This window comes from Citrobacter freundii complex sp. CFNIH9, assembly GCF_002903305.1.
GTDB classification, from domain to species: domain Bacteria; phylum Pseudomonadota; class Gammaproteobacteria; order Enterobacterales; family Enterobacteriaceae; genus Citrobacter; species Citrobacter portucalensis.
In genome coordinates, this window is sequence record NZ_CP026238.1 from 248,254 (window position 1) to 266,661 (window position 18,408).

Below are 18,408 nucleotides of genomic sequence, written 5' to 3' on the forward strand. Positions count from 1 at the left end.
CGGACGTTAATTTTGCCCGTAATACGCATTCACACCGTGTTTACGCAGATAGTGTTTATCCAGCAACTCAGGCTGCATATCCGGTAACTGCGGAGCTAACTGGCGCGAGAAAAGCCCCATGTAGGCGCATTCTTCGAGTACCACTGCGTTATGTACGGCGTCTGCGGCATCTTTACCCCAGGCAAACGGACCGTGTGAATGCACTAACACTGCCGGAACCTGCAGCGGATTGAGATCGCGTTGCTCAAAGGTCTGAATGATCACTTCACCGGTTTGATATTCGTATTCACCATTGATTTCCTCAACGGTCATCAGCCGGGTACACGGAATAGAACCATAGAAATAATCGGCATGCGTGGTGCCCCATGCCGGGAGATCAAGACCCGCCTGCGACCAGATCGTCGCGTGGCGTGAGTGAGTATGGACGATCCCACCGATCTCAGGGTAGCGGCGGTACAGCGCCAGATGGGTTGGCGTGTCTGAGGAGGGTTTTTTACTGCCTTCAACCACGTTGCCGCTGGCAATATCCACCACCACCATATCGTCGGCGGTCATCACGTCATATTCCACGCCGGACGGCTTAATCACCATCAGCTTACGCGTTTCATCCACAGCGCTGACGTTACCCCAGGTAAAGGTGACTAAACCATGAGCCGGAAGCGCCAGATTGGCCGCCAGCACATCGGCTTTCAGTTGTTCTAACATGAAAATCCTCCTTCCTGCATACGTGCTTCTATCCAGCGTCGTGCCTGGATAATTTCCAGTACCGGCTCTTTTGCTTTTTCAGTCCACATTTCAATCAGAAACGACCCGCGATAGTTCAGCTCATGCAGCGTTTTGAAGATACCAACAAAGTCCACGCACCCTTCGCCAAAGGGCACATCGCGAAACTGGCCCGGATGGGTTTCGGTTACTGGCAGTGTGTCTTTCAGATGGATAGCGGCGATACGGTCGATGCCCAGCGTCAATTCGGCAGTGACGTCATTACCCCATGCGCTGAGGTTGCCCACATCCGGGTAGACGGTGAACCACGGCGATGACAGCATTTCATCCCACTTTTTCCACTTGCTAATTGAGTTCATAAAAGCGGTATCCATGATTTCTACCGCCAGCATGACCTGCGCGGCGGCGGCTTGCTCGACTGCCCATGCCAGCCCTTCGGCAAAGCGCTGCTGCGTACCTTCGTCATGTTCCTCGTAATAGACGTCGTAACCTGCCAGTTGAATAGTGCGAATACCGAGATCGCGCGCCAGACGAATGGCTTTGGTCATGATGTCGCGTGCCCGAATACGGACTGATTCATCGCGGCTGCCAAACGGAAAACGGCGGTGGGCGGATAGGCACATTGAGGGGATTGCCACGCCGGTTTCTAACATTGCGCTCACCAGCGATGCACGCTGAGCAGGACTCCACTCAAGACGCGACAGACGTTCATCGGTTTCATCCACTGACATCTCGACGAAATCAAAACCACAGCTTTTCGCCAGCACCAGACGCTCCGGCCAGGAGAGGTCTTTCGCCAGCGCTTTTTCATAGATACCTAACGGATGATTACGCATACTGTGCTCCCCAGATAGCATCGATTTGCGTATGGAATTCAGCGGCAACCTGCGTTGGGTTTTGCGCCCCAGCCAGCGCGCGTCCGGCGATAAAGGCTTTGACGTTGATATCGCGAAACAGCGGCAGGTCGGCGGGCGTAATCCCGCCGGTAATCGACAACTCCAGACCGATATCGGAAAGCGCTTTCATGCGCGCCAGATCAGCTTCTCCCCATTGTTGTCCGCTGGCCTGAGCATCGCGGCCACGATGGTAAATTGCCTGGCGAACCCCAACGCGATACCAGTCACGGGCATCATCCAGCGTCCAGTTGCCGAACAGTTCCATCTGAATTTCGCCGCCGCAGGACTGCGCGACGCCATGGCCTTTCTCTACCGTCGCCAGTGGGGCAGCGCAGATGATAGTCATCCAGTTAGCGCCAGCGCCAAACGCTTGCTGTGCGAGGGTTTCGCCCGCATCGGCTACCTTCCAGTCGGCAACGATGATTTTATTTGGACACTGGGTACGCAGCGCTTTCACGGCAGCCAGGCCTTCGGTTAAGCAGAGAATCGTCCCTGCCTCAACGATATCAACGCTCTCTTGTAGCAGTGCGACATCGTGTTGGGCCGCCTGCAGGTTGGTGTGGTCGAGCGCCAGTTGCAGTAATGGTCGACTCATCATTCGTGCTCCTTAATGCGGGCGTGATAGCCCTGTAGTGCGGTAATTAAATTCTGGTATTGGCGGTATTTACGCTGGTAGCTCGCATGCGCCGTAGCGTCTGGCAGCAGTGTGCGAACCGGGTGCTGTAAGCTGCGCTGCGCGTCACTGAAATTGTGATAAACGCCGGTGCCTACGCGGGCGGCGAGCGCAGCGCCAAAGCAGCCGGTCTCTTCAATCTGTGGCAATTCGATACGTAAACCGCTGACGTCCGCCAGCATTTGCATCCAGATGTCGGAGTGCGCTGGACCTCCGGTGACGCGCAGGGTATGTGCCTGCGTAAAACGTTCGCGCATGCGGTTCAGATGGGTCATGTGGCTGAAAACCACGCCTTCGTAGATAGCCTGTAATAAGTGGGCACGAGTGTGTATAGCCTGCATGCCATAAAAGCCGCTGGTCATCTCCAGTCCGGCGTTGCTGCCGTACAAAAAGGGCAGAAAGAAAAGCTCGCTACCGGCTTTCGGTAAGCTGGCAACGGCCTGATTAATCTCATCAAAAGAGAGTTCGCCCCACTGGGCGGTAAACCATTCCAGATTGCCTGAAGAGGTCGGACTGGCTTCATGAACGATGTACTGCCCGTCATTTACATAGCGACCATAGACATAGGGATGGGGCTCGTGGTCGCGCAGGCCGTGAGCGATCCCGCTGGTGACGGCCCAGGTACCCATCACCGCGTTGAGGGTGCGTTCATCTTCGATACCGGCGCAGAGTGCGGTGGAAACCACATCAAACAGTCCGCCGACGACGGGGGTACCCGCCGCCAGACCGGTTATGGCGGCTGTCTGAGCGGTGATTTCCCCGCATATTTCTGCTGAACCAACGATGGGGGGCAGGGCATTGTCGATTTCACTGATGCCCAGCCACTGAGTCAGCCTCGGGTCGTACTGACCCGTGGTCATGTTGTAGAGGTTCGACTCGGAGATATTGCTCTCTTCACAGCCTTTGGCGCCGGTTAAGCACCAGCGCAGGTAGTCATGACCCATCATGACGCTACAAATTTGCGCGTAGCGCTGGGGGGTGTTCTCTTTCACCCAGCGCAGGAGCGATGCCGGATGACCGGTCCACAATGTCTGGCGGGTGATCGGGTAGAGCTGCTCAGGTATCCCATCCTGCTGCCAGCGCTGAACGATTTCCATCGCGCGTCGGTCAGAAGAGAGAATGGCATTGCCTAGCGGCTTATCTTGCTTATCGAGAAGGAACAGACCTTTGCCCTGAGCGGATATACCGACGCCTTTGATTTGCTCACCGCACACGCCTGTGCGCTTTAACAGCCCGGCGATGGTCGCGACGCACTGTTGCCACAGTTGGTGCATATCGCGTTCGGCGTAACCTGGCAATGGCGATATTGTCTGCAGCGATTGCCGGTTAATTCCCTGCTCATGACCTTTGGCATCATACAAACCCGCTTTCAGATATGTACCGCCACAATCAATACCCATCCAGAAGGTCGCTTTCTCACTCATCTTTGTTATCTCATTTTTGCCGGATGGCGCTGCGCTTATCCAGCCTGGGACGGTTGCTACCTGTAGGCCCGGTAAGCGAAGCGCCACCGGGCATTGTTTTAAGCTGTACGTTTATGTGGATTCAGCGTCTTTAGCGGCGCGGCACCTGCATCGCATTTCGCTGGTAGCAACAGGGCCATCAGCGCGGCCAGAGCCAGTGAAATTGCCAGGCAATAAACGCCCGCATCTTTGCTGTACAGGGTGATGAGAACGCCGACTGCGTAAGGGCCGCAGAAACCACCGAGGTTGCCGAGAGCGTTGATGACCCCACGTGCGCCACCGGCCATTTCCGCACTGAACAAACGTGCTGGAATAGTCCAGAACACGCCCGCAGCCGATTGCAGGAAGAATCCGCAGCCGACCAGCGCGGCATAAGCCAGCCAGACGTTATTTTTCAGCGCCACAGAGAGGAACATGCACAAGGCGAAGCCAATCAGCGGTAGGCAGACGAACAACTTGCGTTTACCGGTGCGGTCAGAGAGTGAAGAGAAAAGGAACATCCCGGCAATTGCGCCGACGTATGGCAGAATGGCGAGCATGCCGACCTGTCCCATGCTGCTGTGAGTCAACTCTTTGAGGATGGTCGGCAGCCACAGGGTGTAACCGTAAATCCCGGTCTGATAGAAGAAGTTCAGCGCGATTAGCTGCCACATGGTTTTATCGGAAAGTACCGCACTCAGAGAGGCATTTTTGACCTCTGTTCCGGCAATGGCTTTTTGCTCGGCGGCCAGGGTTTCTACCAGGTAATTTTTCTCCGCCTCAGAGATCCAGCGTGCTTCCTGCGGACGGTCGTAAACGGTATAGGCCCACAGCACCAGGACGACGACAGACAGTAAGCCTTCAATGATAAACAGCCAACGCCAGTCGAGTACGGTGATGATCCAGCCCGAGAGCGGGGCGGTAATGATCCCGGCAATCGGCACAAACATAATCACAATCGCATTGGCGCGACCGCGCTCGGCGTCGGGGAACCAGTTGCTGATCATCGTCAGCACGACCGGCAGCATGCCGCCTTCAGCAACACCGAGTAAGAAACGCAAAACCAGCAGTTGATACTGATTCGTGATTAATCCCGTCAGAACGGAAATAACCGCCCAGGCAACTAGCGACCAGCCGATAAATTTCTTGCCGCTGCCGTGTACGGCAATTTTTCCGCCGGGAACCTGTAAAAACAGATAACCGATAAAGAAAATACCACCGGCCAGACCGGCCATGGTGGCGGAAATACCTAATTCTTCATCCATTCCGCCGGGCATCGCGAATGCGATATTGACGCGGTCCATATAAGAAATAATACAGGCGATAAGAATAGGTGGAATAATCCGTAGCCAGCGCTGACGGGGTATGTCTTGAAGTGTAGGGCGAGAGGTCATGTTCATATTAATATTCTCGTAGAGTAGTATTTTATTTTTATAGTTTTGCTTTATTTAATGCGGCGATACCGTCGCGCAATATCGCTACACGATGGCTCACATCTGCACTGGCATTTATTTCCAGCAATTTAATGCCAGAAAATTGCAATGGGTCTGCTCCTGCGCAGGCGAATAATTCGTGGGCATGCTCTGTGGTCATTAGACCTTCTGGACAGAAAGGGGCAAACGGTGCATGTAAGTCCTGCCACTCGCCGTATTCCCCCGCAAGCGTGGTACCGGAAAACATCAGTGCGCCCAGTTTTCCAGCCCGTTTGGTCTGCTGCGTGTGGGTCAGTGGTAGGGTGAGGTTCCGCCCTTCAATGGCCGAGCGCGCCCAGTTAATGCACACGCTGATGTCATATCCGGCTATCGCGTCCAGCACGTTGCCTAACGGTAAAAATCCTTTGCGTGGCGCGGGGCCTGTCATGGCATCGCAATGTTCCAACACCAGATCGCAGGACCAGTCCCAGCGGGTAATTTCTTTCAGCGAACGAGCAAACGCGTCGGTGGCCTGAGCGACGTTCGGGTTGCCCGCCAGCGGGGCAGCATGCAACTCCAGTGCAATCACTTTTCCGCCGTTGGCCGCATTGATATGGTTGATTTTCTGCTGCAGATGACGGTAATACGCCACGCAGGCTTTACGCTGTTCTTCATCGCTGGAGGCCAGCCCGAAACCACCATTAATACCGCGACGGCGCATGGTTTCCATAATGGCCGTGACCACGATTTGCCAGTCGCCCGGCGTATGGCGTAATAACCATTCGTCGCCTAACGGGTGCAGATGTTCAAGACAGGGCTGCTCCAGTCCGCGAATATCCGGGGTATCGGAGAGTTGTCGCCAGAATTCCTTCTCTTCCTCTTCACTCTTTTGGTGAAATGAGGGTGCACAGGGGTACGCACCGATAATATAACCGGTAGTGTTAGCTTTCATTTTTTGTGCTCCTTTTATAAAACTGAAATAGCAACCTTCACGACTATTTTGCGGATCGGTGTGGCGACAGTTTTATGACATGCTGGACGATGAACATCCTGCGGGAAAAATATGGCGTAACTTCCCGGAATCATTTCAATAAAAGATTCATGTTCGCTGGCGTGATAAAAAATAATATCGCGCTGTTCTAATAGCGATTCACTGATTTGGTTATTCCCGGTATCAATGGCGATCCCGATTTTCTCTTCACCCCAGGCCAGAAACTGAATATCCAGATAGCGGCGATGCACCTCAGGACGATTTTCGGCAACGTCACGCGTGGTTAAATCAATAATTTGCGCGAAGATATTTTTACCGTCGATCTCCACCACGCCCGGCTCTAGTTTGCGAAAATCTGTGGTGCGCAGAAAGTCGAGCGCCCTTTCAATCGCAGCAGGCAAATGGCATGGGTTAGGTTGAGCAATATGTCCGAAGATCATGGTGTTGCTCCTTACAGGGCCTGAATTTTTGCCCAGACGCTGTCGTCAACGGTGATACCGTTCCGGCGATTTTCTTCCAGTAGCTTCGTAAACTCGTGGCCCGGCAGACGGACAGGCGTGTTTTCATCTGCACGTTCGGCGGTGGTGATGAAATCCATAATCCGCTGTAGCTTGGCATCACGGGTGGCGCCATCGATCAGTTTATCCACTTCAATGGCGATAAATATCTGTGAAACGCCATATTCATCGCTGTTATCCTGGGTGACTTCCGCAACGGAAGAGCCATCAGAAAGCAGGGTGGCAATCATATCCAGCACAATCGACAGACCTGAACCTTTCCAGTAACCCATTGGTAATATGCGGCGGTTTTTTTCGATAACGCCCGGCTCTTTGGTGAGATTGCCTTCATCATCAAAGCCACCGTCTACCGGCAGTTCGCGACCGGCCAGGCGATTCACTTCCAGCATGCCGTAGGAGAACATCGACATCGACATATCAACCATGGTGATTGGCGATGAGGGGATCGCGACGATCAGCGGGTTAGTACCAATGCGGCACTCTTTCGAACCCCACGGTGGCATGACGGCAATCGAGTTAGTCCAGCAGATACCGATATAACCTTTCTCCGCCGCCTGCCAGCCATAGCTGCCGCCGCGCATCCAGTGGTTGGCGTTACGCAGTGCGACCAGGCCAATACCGTGATCGGAGGCCAGCTCAATGGCTCTGTCCATCATCTTTTTCGCCGTCAGATTGCCGATCGAACGCTGAGCATCCCATTGTTCAATCGCCCCCAGGCTGGTAATGCGTTGCGGTTTGGCCTCAGGAATGATGTCGCCGTTATCCAATTGCTGAATAAAACGAGGAAAACGATTCACACCGTGCGAATAAACGCCGGACTCTGTAGTGCGCGCAAACATTTCGGCACAGGCATCGGCGGTTTCAACGGCAATACCGCGTGCCAGCAGTACCCGATTGAACGCATCTTTCAACTGCTCAAAAGTGACTTTCATTCCTGTTTCCTTGTTTAAATTTGATCGCTTTTTTATCTCTAAATTTCACTATGCGAAATCTGATTTCAAATATAGCGATCAAATTTTGACAGATCAACGGGGTGGTCTATTTTTTAAAATCATCAAAATCAAATAGTTGTGTTTTTTCGGTTCAGATCGTGAACTGAAACACACTTTGCGCTACCATCAGAGCGCGACGAAAAGGGGAGCGGAAGCGATGGGCACAAAAGAGAGTGAAATGACGCAAGACAAAGAGAGGCCAGCCGGAAGTCAGAGCCTGTTCCGTGGTTTGATGTTGATTGAGATTCTGAGTAACTATCCGAATGGGTGCCCATTGGCCCATCTGTCTGAACTGGCCGGGCTGAACAAAAGTACTGTGCATCGACTCCTGCAAGGGCTGCAGTCCTGCGGATATGTCACGCCTGCACCTGCTGCGGGTAGCTATAGGCTGACCACCAAATTTATCGCCGTTGGGCAGAAGGCACTGTCGTCACTGAATATCATCCATGTTGCCGCGCCGCACCTCGAAGCGTTGAATATTGCTACTGGTGAAACAATCAACTTCTCCAGCCGTGAAGATGACCACGCGATTCTGATTTATAAGCTGGAACCGACGACGGGCATGCTGCGTACTCGCGCTTATATCGGTCAACATATGCCACTGTATTGCTCCGCGATGGGTAAAATTTACATGGCGTTTGGGCATGCGGATTATGTGAAATCTTACTGGGAGAGCCATCAGGATCTTATTCAGCCGCTGACCCGCAATACCATTACCGGTTTACCGGCGATGTACGACGAATTGGCGCAGATCCGCGAAAGCAGTATGGCGATGGATCGGGAAGAGAACGAATTGGGCGTTTCCTGTATTGCCGTGCCGGTGTTTGATATTCATGGTCGGGTGCCGTACGCAGTGTCAATTTCACTCTCTACCTCGCGACTTAAGCAGATAGGGGAAAAAAATCTACTCAAGCCGCTACGGGAAACCGCGCAGGCGATTTCAAATGAGCTGGGTTTTACCGTTCGCGATTAAGGTTATTCAGGCACCTGACAATATTTAACCGTTTCCCCTGTCCGATCAAAGCGTCAGGGGCGGTCTCTCTGGCACTCTGTGGTTTTCACGCAGAGGGAGGGGGCAATGAACGCGTTTATTATGGCGGATGCGGCAAAATGTATTGGGTGTCGTACCTGCGAAGTTGCCTGCGTCGTCGCGCATCAGCAAAATCAGGACTGTGCTTCGGTCTCTTCTTCTGCGTTTATACCGCGGATTCGGGTCATCAAAGACGACGCCTTTACCACGGCGGTCGCCTGCCATCAATGCGAAGACGCTCCCTGTGCGAATGTTTGTCCAACTCACGCCATTCGTCGTGAACATGGGCATATCTTCGTTGAACAGGCACGTTGTATTGGTTGTAAAAGCTGTATGCTGGCCTGCCCGTTTGGGGCAATGAATGTCGTTGCCCGTTCGTCGCGGGTGCAGGCGATAAAATGCGATTTGTGCTGGCATCGCGAGGCGGGACCAGCGTGTGTCGAAGCCTGCCCGACCAGCGCGTTGCAGTGTGTTGATGCCGTCAGTATTCAGCGCCAGCGCCTGCGTTCACAGCCGCTGTGAAGTGAGCCCGACCCGCACCTGGGTCGGGTTTGCGTTAGCCTTCCAGCCAGGCGCGTTCGATCTCTTCAGCCAGAATCTTCACGCCAGCTTCGATTTTCTCCGGCTCTGGCACGTAGTTCATCCGCATGCACTGATGGGTATGCGGCCAGGGTTTATCCAGCCCCGGGAAGAAGTAGTCACCAGGAACCATCAGTACGCCGCGCGCTTTCAGACGCTGATACAACAGTTCGGTGGTGATCGGTAAATCTTTGAACCATAGCCACAGGAAAATCGCGCCTTCAGGTTTATGGATAAGGCAGCGATCTTCTGACAAATAGCGGCGAATAATCGCAACCGTCTCCTGAACGCGCTGATAGTAAAACGGCTTGATAACCGTTTCGGACAGGCGCAGCAGATCGTTACGTTTAATCATCTCGCACATCATCGCCGGTCCCATCCCGCCAGGTGCAAGGCTGATGATGCCGTTCATATTGGTAATCGCCGTGATGATTTTTTCATTCGCGATAATGATGCCGCAGCGGGAGCCTGGCAGACCCAGCTTGGAAAGGCTCATGCACAACACAATGTTGGGGTTCCACAGTGGGCGTGCTTCGCTAAAGATAATGCCAGGGAATGGTACGCCATAGGCGTTATCAATCACCAGCGGGATCCCATGCTGGTTGGCCAGCCGGTCCAGCTTCATCAGCTCGTCGTCGGTGATCACGTTGCCTGTCGGGTTAGTGGGGCGCGACACGCAGATCATGCCCGTTTCTTCACCGATGTGCAGGTGTTCAAAATCAACGTGATACTTAAACTGGCCTTCCGGTAGCAGCTCAATGTTCGGACGTGCTGAGACGAAGAGATCTTCTTCCAGCCCGGAATCGGCATAGCCAATGTATTCCGGCGCTAACGGGAATAACACTTTTTGCGTTGTTCCGTCAGCGCGGCGTCCGGCGAACAAATTGAATAAGTAGAAAAACGCGCTCTGACTGCCATTTGTCAGTGCAATATTTTGTGGCTCGATATCCCAACCCTGCTTCTCACGTAGCAGTTTCGCCAGTTCAGACAGTAGCACGGTTTTCCCTTGCGGACCGTCATAATTGCAAAGCGCATCAGTGGCTTTGCCGTTTTCCAGCATATCTGCCAGCAGAGACTGGAAGTAATTTTGCATCTCTGGAATTTGCGCCGGATTACCACCGCCGAGCATGATGGCGCCTGGGGTGCGTAAACCGTCGTTGAGGTCCTCCATCAGGCGGGTGATGCCTGAATGGCGGGTAAATTTGTCGCCAAAAAGTGAGAATGTCATAGCAGGGGGTCTGTCGAACTGAGTAGTAAAGTGGCTAACCATAGCGCTACCTATGGCAGGGTGCAAATCAGGGGGAACGAGCTGGATTGATGTTTTGTGCTGCAGATGTTTACCTGGCTGGTTTTTTATTTTGTGTTGGGCTTCCCGCTGTATGCACAGCGGGAAGCCTGTTGGGATCAGGGCTGACCGGCCCACACCACCATCACCTTATCGTCGCCATGCTCGCGGATAAATCCGTATCCCTGCTTCAATGTCAGCGTGGTCTGTTTACCAGCACCGATGGCGGGATGTCTGGCCCGGAACTGACTGATGCGCTGCCAGTGAGCGACGCTGGCGGCAGATTTCCCGGCCACATCCTGCCAGTTCATTTCTGAGCGCGTACCCTGCAATGGGTCTGAACCTGTTGGTCCAAAGGGCCGGGCCGACTCGTCTCCGTAAAAGAGTTGTACCGCGCCTGGCGCCAGAAGCAATAGCTCGGCGGCTTTGTCTCCACCTTCGCGGAACAGACGCGTATCGTGCGAGGAAAGATAGCTCAGAACGTTGAAATCCTGCAATTTCTCAGCCATCTGTTGCCAGGTGACATCCATATTTGCCAGACAATCGACGGCCTTTGCCGCCTGCTCCTGATAGTCGAAATTGATCATCGCATCAAAGCCGTGACGGTAATAGTCGCTTTGCATCACGCCGTGACCCCAGGCCTCGCCGGTCATCCAGAAAGGTTTGTCATCCAGCGCTTTATCCGGGTTCGCTTTCTTCCATTCAACCAGCGCCGTGCTGGCCTGTGTTTTTAACTGCTGCCAGGCGGGAAGTTCGACGTGTTTGGCGGTATCGACCCGAAACCCGTCAATCCCGTAATCACGCACCCACTGGCTGAGCCAGTGGGTCAGATAATCGCGGGGCGTATAACCAGCAATAGCTTTAGCGTGCGTATCCGGTTTGTGTTGGTAAAAGTTTGGCAGCCCGGAAGGCGTGGTGGATTCGGTTTTCAGATCGGGTAGGAAAGCCAGCGACATGGTCAGGTCGTCAAAACCCGGATTGTCGTAATCGCCAATATCGGTGCGGATCCAGTTTTTCCCCCACCATTTTTCCCAGCCTGCTTTATCGCTGAAGTTGATGTAATCATTAAAGCTGTGCCAGCTTTGCCCGGCGGCTGGCTTCCAGTCCGTCCAGCGTTCACCGAGCGTGTTTTTCAGTTCATCGCCCGACAAGTACAGGGCCCCAAACTGATACTCCTGCATATCCGCCAGCGTGGCGTAGCCGGTATGATTCATGACGACATCAAACAGGATGCGAATGCCGCGCTGGTGCGCGCCGTCAACCAGCGCACGCAGGTCAGCTTCATTACCCATATTCGCGTCGAGCGTGGTCCAGTCCTGAGTGTAATAGCCGTGGTAAGCATAATGGGGGAAATCGCCTTTGGTGCCACCGCCGACCCAGCCGTGGATTTGCTCAAACGGCGCGCTGATCCATAACGCATTGACGCCCAGTTGTTGCAGATAGTCGAGTTTGCTGGCGAGCCCGCGCAAATCGCCCCCGTGGAAGGTACCAATTTCCTGCATGCCGTCGTTGCGACGCCCGTAGCTGTGGTCGTTGCTCGGGTCACCATTTACAAAGCGATCCGTCAGGACGAAATACACCGTAGCGTTATGCCAGTCGAAAGCTGCCGGGGCATCAGTTTCCGCCCGTTCCAGCAGCAACAGCCCGTTGCTGGCTGCGGCAGGCTGTAGGGTAATCGACCCATTTTTTACCGTTGCCGTTTGCTGGCTGTAGAAATCACGCACCACGGCACCTTCCGGAAAGGTCTGGCTCACATCCAGTGTTAACGGCGAACCATCCCATTTCGGGCACTGGCGAATCTGGGTCGTGACAGGGTCTGCGGCGCTTTTTACCGAGAGCATCAACGTTGGCGTTCCGGAGCGGGTATCCACTTCCAGCGTGTAATCGCCGTCTTTGAATAAGCGCCACTGCGGCGGGGTGCCTTCACACGGTTTTAGCGACAGCATCTGGTTGAGTTTTATCGCATCAGCAGGCTGCCAGCACTGTTGGTCAAAATTTAGGATTAAAGGACGCGTACCCTTCGTCAACGCTGCATGGCTGACGAATTTACCCGTACCTTCCGCTTCGAAGGTGGGGAGTCCCTGAGAAGTCCATGATGAGGCGATGGCAATGCCGGGCATGAGCGCCAGCGCAACGGCGGCAGGTTTCATAATGCTGTCCTTGGTGCTGCGATTTTCGCCAGTTTGCCAGTGAAATCAGGCCGGAAACTCCTCCTTTGAGTCGATTCCGCCAGGAGGAGAAGTGAGGGTGAGCGATCGCGCGCAAAAAATGAACTCATTTTGCGATAACCTCCACATTTTCTTCGAATTAATAGCACCCTGAACCGTTAATGCGTGACATGGTTTCAGAATTGGACTATTCCTTTGGGTGCTCTTGACGGCTATTTTTGATATGATTTGAGATTCATCTCTCATTTTTGTGAAAAATATAAGGTGTTGGAATGTATAAATCCGACCAGGAGACCTAATGATATTGACTCCCATTCGACGATATGGGGCAATGATTCTTATGTTACTCACCGTTGCATTTTCGGGTGAGGTGCTGGCAAAGACACACACGGCGACAACGAGTCACAAGCCCCAGGTAATCAAGACAAGTAATACACAGGTAAGCAGTAAACAAGAGTATTCTCGCAATAGTGCAAAGAGTAGTTCACTTCCTGATTTGCGAAAATACCCTTCCGGAACACCAAGGAAAAAAGCGTTTCTCCGGACGGTTATGCCTTATATTACCAGTCAAAATGCTGCCATTACGGCGGACCGTAACTGGCTGATTTCAAAACAGTACCAGAACCGCTGGTCACCGACTGAGCGTACGCGTATGAAAGATATCGCGAAGCGCTACAAGGTGAGCTGGTCTGGCAACACGCGTAAAATCCCATGGAATACGTTGCTTGAGCGCGTAGACATTATCCCGACCAGTATGGTGGCAACCATGGCTGCGGCTGAAAGTGGCTGGGGTACGTCGAAGCTGGCGCGTAGCAACAACAACCTGTTTGGCATGAAATGTGGCAAAGGTCGTTGTAACAATGCCCCGGGTAAGGTGAAAGGCTACTCACAGTTTGAATCGGTGAAAGAGTCGGTGAATGCTTACGTCATCAACCTGAACACGCATCCGGCTTACTCTTCATTCCGTAAGTCACGTGCGCAGCTGCGTAAAGCCGATCAGGAAGTCACCGCTACCGCGATGATTCATAAGCTGAAGGGTTATTCCACTAAAGGACAGAGCTACAACAATTATCTGTTCGCAATGTATCAGGATAACCAGCGTTTAATCGCCGCGCATATGTAATTCTGTGTGCCGGATGGCGGCTTCGCCGCATCCGGCAATAATCCTCACAGCAACACTTCGCTGTTCACATCGCGATACTCTTTGGGCGTCGTGTCATACTCTTTCTTAAAGACCGAATAAAAATATTGCAGAGACGGATAGCCGCACATCTGTGAGATTTCGTTGATTGAAAGCGTGGTAGATATCAACAGGCTGCGCGCTTTTTCCAGCTTTTCGGCATGAATCACGGCGTGGATAGTCTCTCCGACCTCTTCTTTAAAACGCTTCTCCAGATTCGAACGAGAAATCCCCACTGAATCCAGCACTTGTTCAACCTTAATACCTTTACAGGCATGGTTGCGGATAAAGTGCATCGCCTGAATCACCGCCGGATCGGTTAATGAACGGTAGTCGGTTGAGCGGCGTTCAATGACGCGCACCGGAGGAACCAGTGTACGTTGCAGCGGCAGCTCTTCATTTGCCAGTAAACGATGTAAGAGCTTAGCGGCCTGATACCCCATCTGCCTGGCTCCCTGAGCCACGGATGAAAGCGCCACCCGTGACAGATAGCGGGTCAGTTCTTCGTTGTCGATCCCAATCACACACAGCTTTTCCGGTACTGGAATATGCAGGTGCTCGCAGACTTGCAGGACGTGTCGTGCCCGCGCGTCGGTAACGGCGATAATACCGGTTTGCGGCGGTAGTGTTTGTAGCCAGTCCGCCAGACGATTTTGCGCGTGCTGCCAGTTTTCCGGTGCGGTTTCCAGCCCCTGATAGACAACGCCGCGGTACTTCTCTTTGGCAACCAGCTGGCAAAACGCATATTCACGTTCCGCGGCCCAGCGTTTGCCGCTTGACGATGGCAGACCATAGAACGCAAAGCGGTTAATCCCTTTTTCTTTCAGGTGCAGGAAAGCGCTTTCTACCAACGCGTGGTTGTCGGTGGCGATGTAATGTACCGGTGGATAATCTTGCTCCAGATGGTAGGAGCCTCCAACGCCGATGATGGGAACTTCAACATCGGCAAGTAATTGCGCAATATCATCATCGTCATAATCAGCAATAACGCCGTCGCCTAACCAGTCTTTAATATTATCGATACGGGCGCGGAAATCTTCCTCAATGAATATATCCCACTCGGATTGCGATGCCTGTAAATATTCACCCACACCTTCTACCACCTGGCGGTCGTAGGCTTTATTGGCATTAAATAGCAGAGTGATGCGGTGACGTTTATCAAACATAAGAACCTGTCCTGGAAAGGTTAACGTGGGCCTGTCGATACTAGCAAAACCGCAGGTACGACTGCTTGATGAAGCGTGACAAAATTCCTGATTGCCTGAGGCTACGCAAAATTTACATACTGGTCGCGGGATGACAATTGTCATTTTTTATCTGCGCATTACGGTTTTTTGTTTAATGACTAACCTTCGATCGCGATCGCTTTTTTATTTCTTTATTTAGCGCGTTTTTTTGGGAGCCAGCGCACGTTTGGGTATTCTCTTAATGGCGGTGTGAAATAACGTAATTGAGCAATAAATCAGGAAATTCCAGTATAGCCATATCGCAGTTTACTTGCCGTATTACCTGATTATGGAGCTTATTATGCCGGCTTATTTTGACCAACTCGATCGTGTTCGTTTCGAAGGCACTCAATCCACCAACCCGCTCGCATTTCGCCATTACAACCCTGACGAAATCGTATTGGGCAAGCGCATGGAAGATCATCTGCGTTTTGCGGCCTGCTACTGGCATACCTTCTGCTGGAACGGGGCGGATATGTTCGGTATGGGCGCTTTCGATCGTCCATGGCAGCAGCCTGGTGAAGCTCTGGCGCTGGCGAAACGCAAAGCGGATGTGGCATTTGAGTTTTTCCACAAGCTGAACGTGCCTTACTACTGCTTCCATGACGTGGATGTTTCGCCGGAAGGCGCGTCTTTGAAAGAGTACAAAAACAACTTTGCGCAGATGGTTGATGTGCTGGCGGCAAAACAGGAACAGAGCGGCGTGAAGCTGCTGTGGGGAACAGCAAACTGCTTCACTAACCCACGCTACGGTGCGGGTGCGGCCACAAACCCAGATCCAGAAGTGTTCAGCTGGGCCGCCACGCAGGTGGTTACGGCCATGGATGCCACGCACAAGTTAGGTGGTGAAAACTACGTTCTGTGGGGCGGCCGTGAAGGTTATGAAACACTGCTGAATACCGATCTGCGTCAGGAACGTGAGCAGATTGGTCGTTTCATGCAATTAGTCGTGGAACACAAACACAAAACCGGTTTCCAGGGCACTTTGCTTATCGAGCCGAAACCGCAGGAACCGACCAAGCACCAGTACGACTACGATGCGGCGACCGTGTACGGATTCCTCAAGCAGTTCGGTCTGGAAAAAGAGATCAAACTGAATATCGAAGCCAACCACGCTACGCTTGCAGGCCATTCGTTCCATCACGAAATCGCCACTGCTATCGCGTTGGGTCTGTTTGGCTCTGTCGATGCCAACCGCGGCGACGCACAGCTGGGCTGGGATACCGACCAGTTCCCGAACAGCGTAGAAGAGAATGCGCTGGTGATGTACGAAATCCTGAAAGCGGGCGGCTTCACTACCGGCGGCCTGAACTTTGATGCCAAAGTACGTCGTCAGAGCACCGATAAATACGATCTGTTCTATGGTCATATTGGCGCGATGGATACCATGGCGCTGTCGCTGAAAATTGCGGCCCGTATGATTGAAGACGGTGGCCTGGATCAGCGTGTGGCTAAACGTTATGCCGGTTGGAATGGTGAGCTGGGCCAGCAAATTCTGAAAGGCCAGATGACGCTGACAGAAATTGCGCAGTACGCTGAACAACACAACCTGGCGCCAGTGCACCAGAGCGGTCATCAGGAATTGCTGGAAAATCTGGTAAACCATTATTTGTTCGACAAATAACGGGTCTCTGAGAACGTCCGTAAGCCCGGTCAGCTAGCGCTACCGGGCCTTTCTTTAAGGAACGATGCCTTATGTATATCGGGATAGATCTTGGCACATCAGGCGTAAAGGCCATTCTGCTCAATGAGCAGGGCGATGTGGTGGCTTCAAAAACGGAGAAACTCACCGTCTCGCGCCCGCACCCGTTATGGTCAGAACAAGACCCTGAGCAGTGGTGGCTGGCAACGGATCGCGCGGTAAAAGCACTGGGTCAGCAGCATTCACTCCGCGAGGTGAAAGCGTTGGGGATTGCCGGGCAGATGCACGGCGCGACGCTACTGGATGAACAACAGAAGGTATTGCGTCCGGCTATCTTATGGAACGACGGTCGCTGTGCTGAAGAGTGCGAGATGCTGGAGAGTCAGGTTCCGCAGTCTCGTGCCATCACTGGCAACCTGATGATGCCTGGCTTTACCGCGCCAAAACTGCTGTGGGTGCAACGCCACGAGCCGGAGATTTTCAACCAGATTGATAAAGTCCTGCTGCCGAAAGATTACCTGCGTTTGCGCATGACCGGTGATTTTGCCAGCGATATGTCTGATGCGGCAGGGACAATGTGGCTGGATGTCGCGAAGCGTGACTGGAGCGATGTCATGCTGGCTGCCTGTAAACTGACTCGCGCACATATGCCTGCGCTCTATGAAGGCAGCGAGATTACCGGAACCTTATTGCCAGACGTCGCTAAAGCCTGGGGAATGCAGGAGGTTGCGGTTGTTGCCGGAGGCGGTGATAACGCGGCGGGCGCGGTTGGCGTAGGTATGATGAATGCCGGTCAGGCGATGCTTTCGCTGGGGACATCCGGCGTCTATTTTGCGGTGAGTGATGGTTTCCTTAGCAAACCGGAAAGTGCGGTTCACAGTTTTTGCCATGCTTTGCCTGAGCGATGGCATCTGATGTCTGTAATGTTAAGTGCAGCATCGTGTCTGGACTGGGCGGCAAAATTAACTGGACTGGCGAGCGTTCCTGCGTTGATTGACGCTGCGCAACAGGCGGATGAACACGCGGAGCCGGTCTGGTTTTTACCTTATTTGTCCGGCGAGCGTACGCCGCATAACAATCCGCAGGCTAAGGGCGTATTTTTCGGTCTGACGCATCAGCATGGTCCGGCAGAACTGGCACAGGCGGTGCTGGAAGGTGTGGGTTTCGCGCTGGCTGACGGTATGGACGTGGTACATGCCAGTGGCGTTCAGCCCGCCAGCATTACGCTGATCGGCGGTGGGGCACGCAGTGAATACTGGCGTCAGATGCTATCTGACATCAGCGGATTGCAGTTGGATTACCGTACCGGCGGTGACGTTGGCCCTGCACTCGGCGCGGCGCGCCTGGCGCAAGTTGCCATGAATCCGCAAACGTCGCTATCAGAGTTACTGCCTCAGCTTACGCTGGAGCAGGCGCATTATCCTGACGCGGAGCGTCATGCTCGTTATCAACAGCGTCGAGAAACCTTCCGTCGTATCTATCAGCAATTACAACCGCTGATGTCCTGACCACTTTCCCCTCTGGCTAGCAGAGGGGAATTTGCCGCATACATATATCCACAAAAATAATAAGTTACACGTATGGATGTATTCTGAAAGTCCTGCGTAGTCGCTTTTTTCTGTGTTGTCTTTAGCGGGTTATTCATATTGTA

The 18,408-nt window shown here is 53.2% G+C and carries 16 protein-coding genes; 5 read left to right on the plus strand and 11 right to left on the minus strand.

Annotation, left to right across the window (positions count from 1 at the left end; all coding sequences use genetic code 11):
* Positions 1-6: 6 nt before the first annotated feature.
* The 8 genes from araD to yiaK form a co-directional block, all read right to left on the minus strand.
* Entirely contained in the window at positions 7-705 is a 699-nt protein-coding gene (gene araD, locus C2U43_RS01240; RefSeq protein ID WP_103284584.1) for an L-ribulose-5-phosphate 4-epimerase, read from the minus strand.
* On the minus strand, positions 699-1,559 hold the full coding sequence (locus tag C2U43_RS01245; protein WP_103284585.1) for an L-ribulose-5-phosphate 3-epimerase: 861 nt from the start codon (positions 1,557-1,559) through the stop codon (positions 699-701). The genes araD and C2U43_RS01245 overlap by 7 nt, the downstream gene beginning before the upstream one ends.
* Entirely contained in the window at positions 1,552-2,214 is a 663-nt protein-coding gene (ulaD, locus tag C2U43_RS01250; protein ID WP_048227376.1) for a 3-keto-L-gulonate-6-phosphate decarboxylase UlaD, read from the minus strand. The genes C2U43_RS01245 and ulaD overlap by 8 nt, the downstream gene beginning before the upstream one ends.
* Positions 2,214-3,716, minus strand: a complete 1,503-nt coding sequence (locus C2U43_RS01255) for an FGGY-family carbohydrate kinase (RefSeq protein WP_103284586.1) — start codon at positions 3,714-3,716, stop codon at positions 2,214-2,216. The genes ulaD and C2U43_RS01255 overlap by 1 nt, the downstream gene beginning before the upstream one ends.
* A gap of 98 nt (positions 3,717-3,814) precedes the next feature.
* Positions 3,815-5,134 (minus strand): MFS transporter, encoded by a 1,320-nt coding sequence (locus C2U43_RS01260; RefSeq protein ID WP_003827355.1) that lies wholly within the window; start codon positions 5,132-5,134, stop codon positions 3,815-3,817.
* A 31-nt stretch (positions 5,135-5,165) separates the two neighbouring features.
* Entirely contained in the window at positions 5,166-6,098 is a 933-nt protein-coding gene (locus tag C2U43_RS01265) for a DUF4862 family protein (protein ID WP_103284587.1), read from the minus strand.
* A gap of 14 nt (positions 6,099-6,112) precedes the next feature.
* The gene (locus tag C2U43_RS01270) at positions 6,113-6,577 is read right to left on the minus strand and encodes a YhcH/YjgK/YiaL family protein (protein ID WP_103014694.1); all 465 of its coding nucleotides are present in this window, start codon (positions 6,575-6,577) and stop codon (positions 6,113-6,115) included.
* 11 nt (positions 6,578-6,588) lie between these two features.
* Positions 6,589-7,587 (minus strand): 3-dehydro-L-gulonate 2-dehydrogenase, encoded by a 999-nt coding sequence (yiaK, locus tag C2U43_RS01275; protein ID WP_003827358.1) that lies wholly within the window; start codon positions 7,585-7,587, stop codon positions 6,589-6,591.
* Positions 7,588-7,804: 217 nt separating this feature from the next.
* Here yiaK and yiaJ point away from each other — a divergent pair, with 217 nt between their 5' ends.
* Positions 7,805-8,620, plus strand: coding sequence for an IclR family transcriptional regulator YiaJ (gene yiaJ / locus C2U43_RS01280; RefSeq protein WP_003827359.1), 816 nt, complete (start codon positions 7,805-7,807; stop codon positions 8,618-8,620).
* Between the two features lie 105 nt (positions 8,621-8,725).
* A complete protein-coding gene (locus C2U43_RS01285; RefSeq protein ID WP_008786443.1) occupies positions 8,726-9,199 on the plus strand; it encodes a 4Fe-4S dicluster domain-containing protein in 474 nt (157 codons plus the stop codon).
* Positions 9,200-9,233: 34 nt separating this feature from the next.
* Here the strand turns inward: C2U43_RS01285 and avtA are convergent, their stop codons facing one another.
* Positions 9,234-10,484, minus strand: coding sequence for a valine--pyruvate transaminase (gene avtA / locus C2U43_RS01290; protein ID WP_103284588.1), 1,251 nt, complete (start codon positions 10,482-10,484; stop codon positions 9,234-9,236).
* Positions 10,485-10,660: 176 nt separating this feature from the next.
* On the minus strand, positions 10,661-12,691 hold the full coding sequence (malS, locus tag C2U43_RS01295) for an alpha-amylase (RefSeq protein ID WP_103284589.1): 2,031 nt from the start codon (positions 12,689-12,691) through the stop codon (positions 10,661-10,663).
* Positions 12,692-13,007: 316 nt separating this feature from the next.
* Between malS and C2U43_RS01300 the strand changes: the two genes are divergently transcribed.
* Complete coding sequence (locus C2U43_RS01300; RefSeq protein WP_008786441.1) at positions 13,008-13,832, plus strand: protein bax; 825 nt, start codon at positions 13,008-13,010, stop codon at positions 13,830-13,832.
* Positions 13,833-13,876: 44 nt separating this feature from the next.
* Here C2U43_RS01300 and xylR read toward each other — a convergent pair whose 3' ends face one another.
* Positions 13,877-15,055: a D-xylose utilization transcriptional activator XylR gene (xylR, locus tag C2U43_RS01305; protein WP_008786439.1), complete on the minus strand. Its 1,179-nt coding sequence runs from the start codon at positions 15,053-15,055 to the stop codon at positions 13,877-13,879.
* A 361-nt stretch (positions 15,056-15,416) separates the two neighbouring features.
* Here xylR and xylA point away from each other — a divergent pair, with 361 nt between their 5' ends.
* Entirely contained in the window at positions 15,417-16,739 is a 1,323-nt protein-coding gene (gene xylA, locus C2U43_RS01310) for a xylose isomerase (RefSeq protein WP_003024252.1), read from the plus strand.
* 71 nt (positions 16,740-16,810) lie between these two features.
* A complete protein-coding gene (gene xylB / locus C2U43_RS01315) occupies positions 16,811-18,265 on the plus strand; it encodes a xylulokinase (protein ID WP_103284590.1) in 1,455 nt (484 codons plus the stop codon).
* The last annotated feature ends 143 nt before the right edge of the window (positions 18,266-18,408 follow it).

Bases quoted from the DNA above. Each gene is read 5' to 3' on its own strand.
- malS (WP_103284589.1), bottom strand. From the start codon at position 12,691: ATGAAACCTGCCGCCGTTGCGCTGGCGCTCATGCCCGGCATTGCCATC.
- C2U43_RS01285 (WP_008786443.1), top strand. From the start codon at position 8,726: ATGAACGCGTTTATTATGGCGGATGCGGCAAAATGTATTGGGTGTCGT.
- ulaD (WP_048227376.1), bottom strand. From the start codon at position 2,214: ATGAGTCGACCATTACTGCAACTGGCGCTCGACCACACCAACCTGCAG.
- xylA (WP_003024252.1), top strand. From the start codon at position 15,417: ATGCCGGCTTATTTTGACCAACTCGATCGTGTTCGTTTCGAAGGCACT.
- C2U43_RS01260 (WP_003827355.1), bottom strand. From the start codon at position 5,134: ATGAACATGACCTCTCGCCCTACACTTCAAGACATACCCCGTCAGCGC.
- avtA (WP_103284588.1), bottom strand. From the start codon at position 10,484: ATGACATTCTCACTTTTTGGCGACAAATTTACCCGCCATTCAGGCATC.
- araD (WP_103284584.1), bottom strand. From the start codon at position 705: ATGTTAGAACAACTGAAAGCCGATGTGCTGGCGGCCAATCTGGCGCTT.
- C2U43_RS01300 (WP_008786441.1), top strand. From the start codon at position 13,008: ATGATATTGACTCCCATTCGACGATATGGGGCAATGATTCTTATGTTA.
- xylR (WP_008786439.1), bottom strand. From the start codon at position 15,055: ATGTTTGATAAACGTCACCGCATCACTCTGCTATTTAATGCCAATAAA.
- xylB (WP_103284590.1), top strand. From the start codon at position 16,811: ATGTATATCGGGATAGATCTTGGCACATCAGGCGTAAAGGCCATTCTG.
- C2U43_RS01245 (WP_103284585.1), bottom strand. From the start codon at position 1,559: ATGCGTAATCATCCGTTAGGTATCTATGAAAAAGCGCTGGCGAAAGAC.
- C2U43_RS01265 (WP_103284587.1), bottom strand. From the start codon at position 6,098: ATGAAAGCTAACACTACCGGTTATATTATCGGTGCGTACCCCTGTGCA.
- yiaK (WP_003827358.1), bottom strand. From the start codon at position 7,587: ATGAAAGTCACTTTTGAGCAGTTGAAAGATGCGTTCAATCGGGTACTG.
- C2U43_RS01270 (WP_103014694.1), bottom strand. From the start codon at position 6,577: ATGATCTTCGGACATATTGCTCAACCTAACCCATGCCATTTGCCTGCT.
- yiaJ (WP_003827359.1), top strand. From the start codon at position 7,805: ATGGGCACAAAAGAGAGTGAAATGACGCAAGACAAAGAGAGGCCAGCC.
- C2U43_RS01255 (WP_103284586.1), bottom strand. From the start codon at position 3,716: ATGAGTGAGAAAGCGACCTTCTGGATGGGTATTGATTGTGGCGGTACA.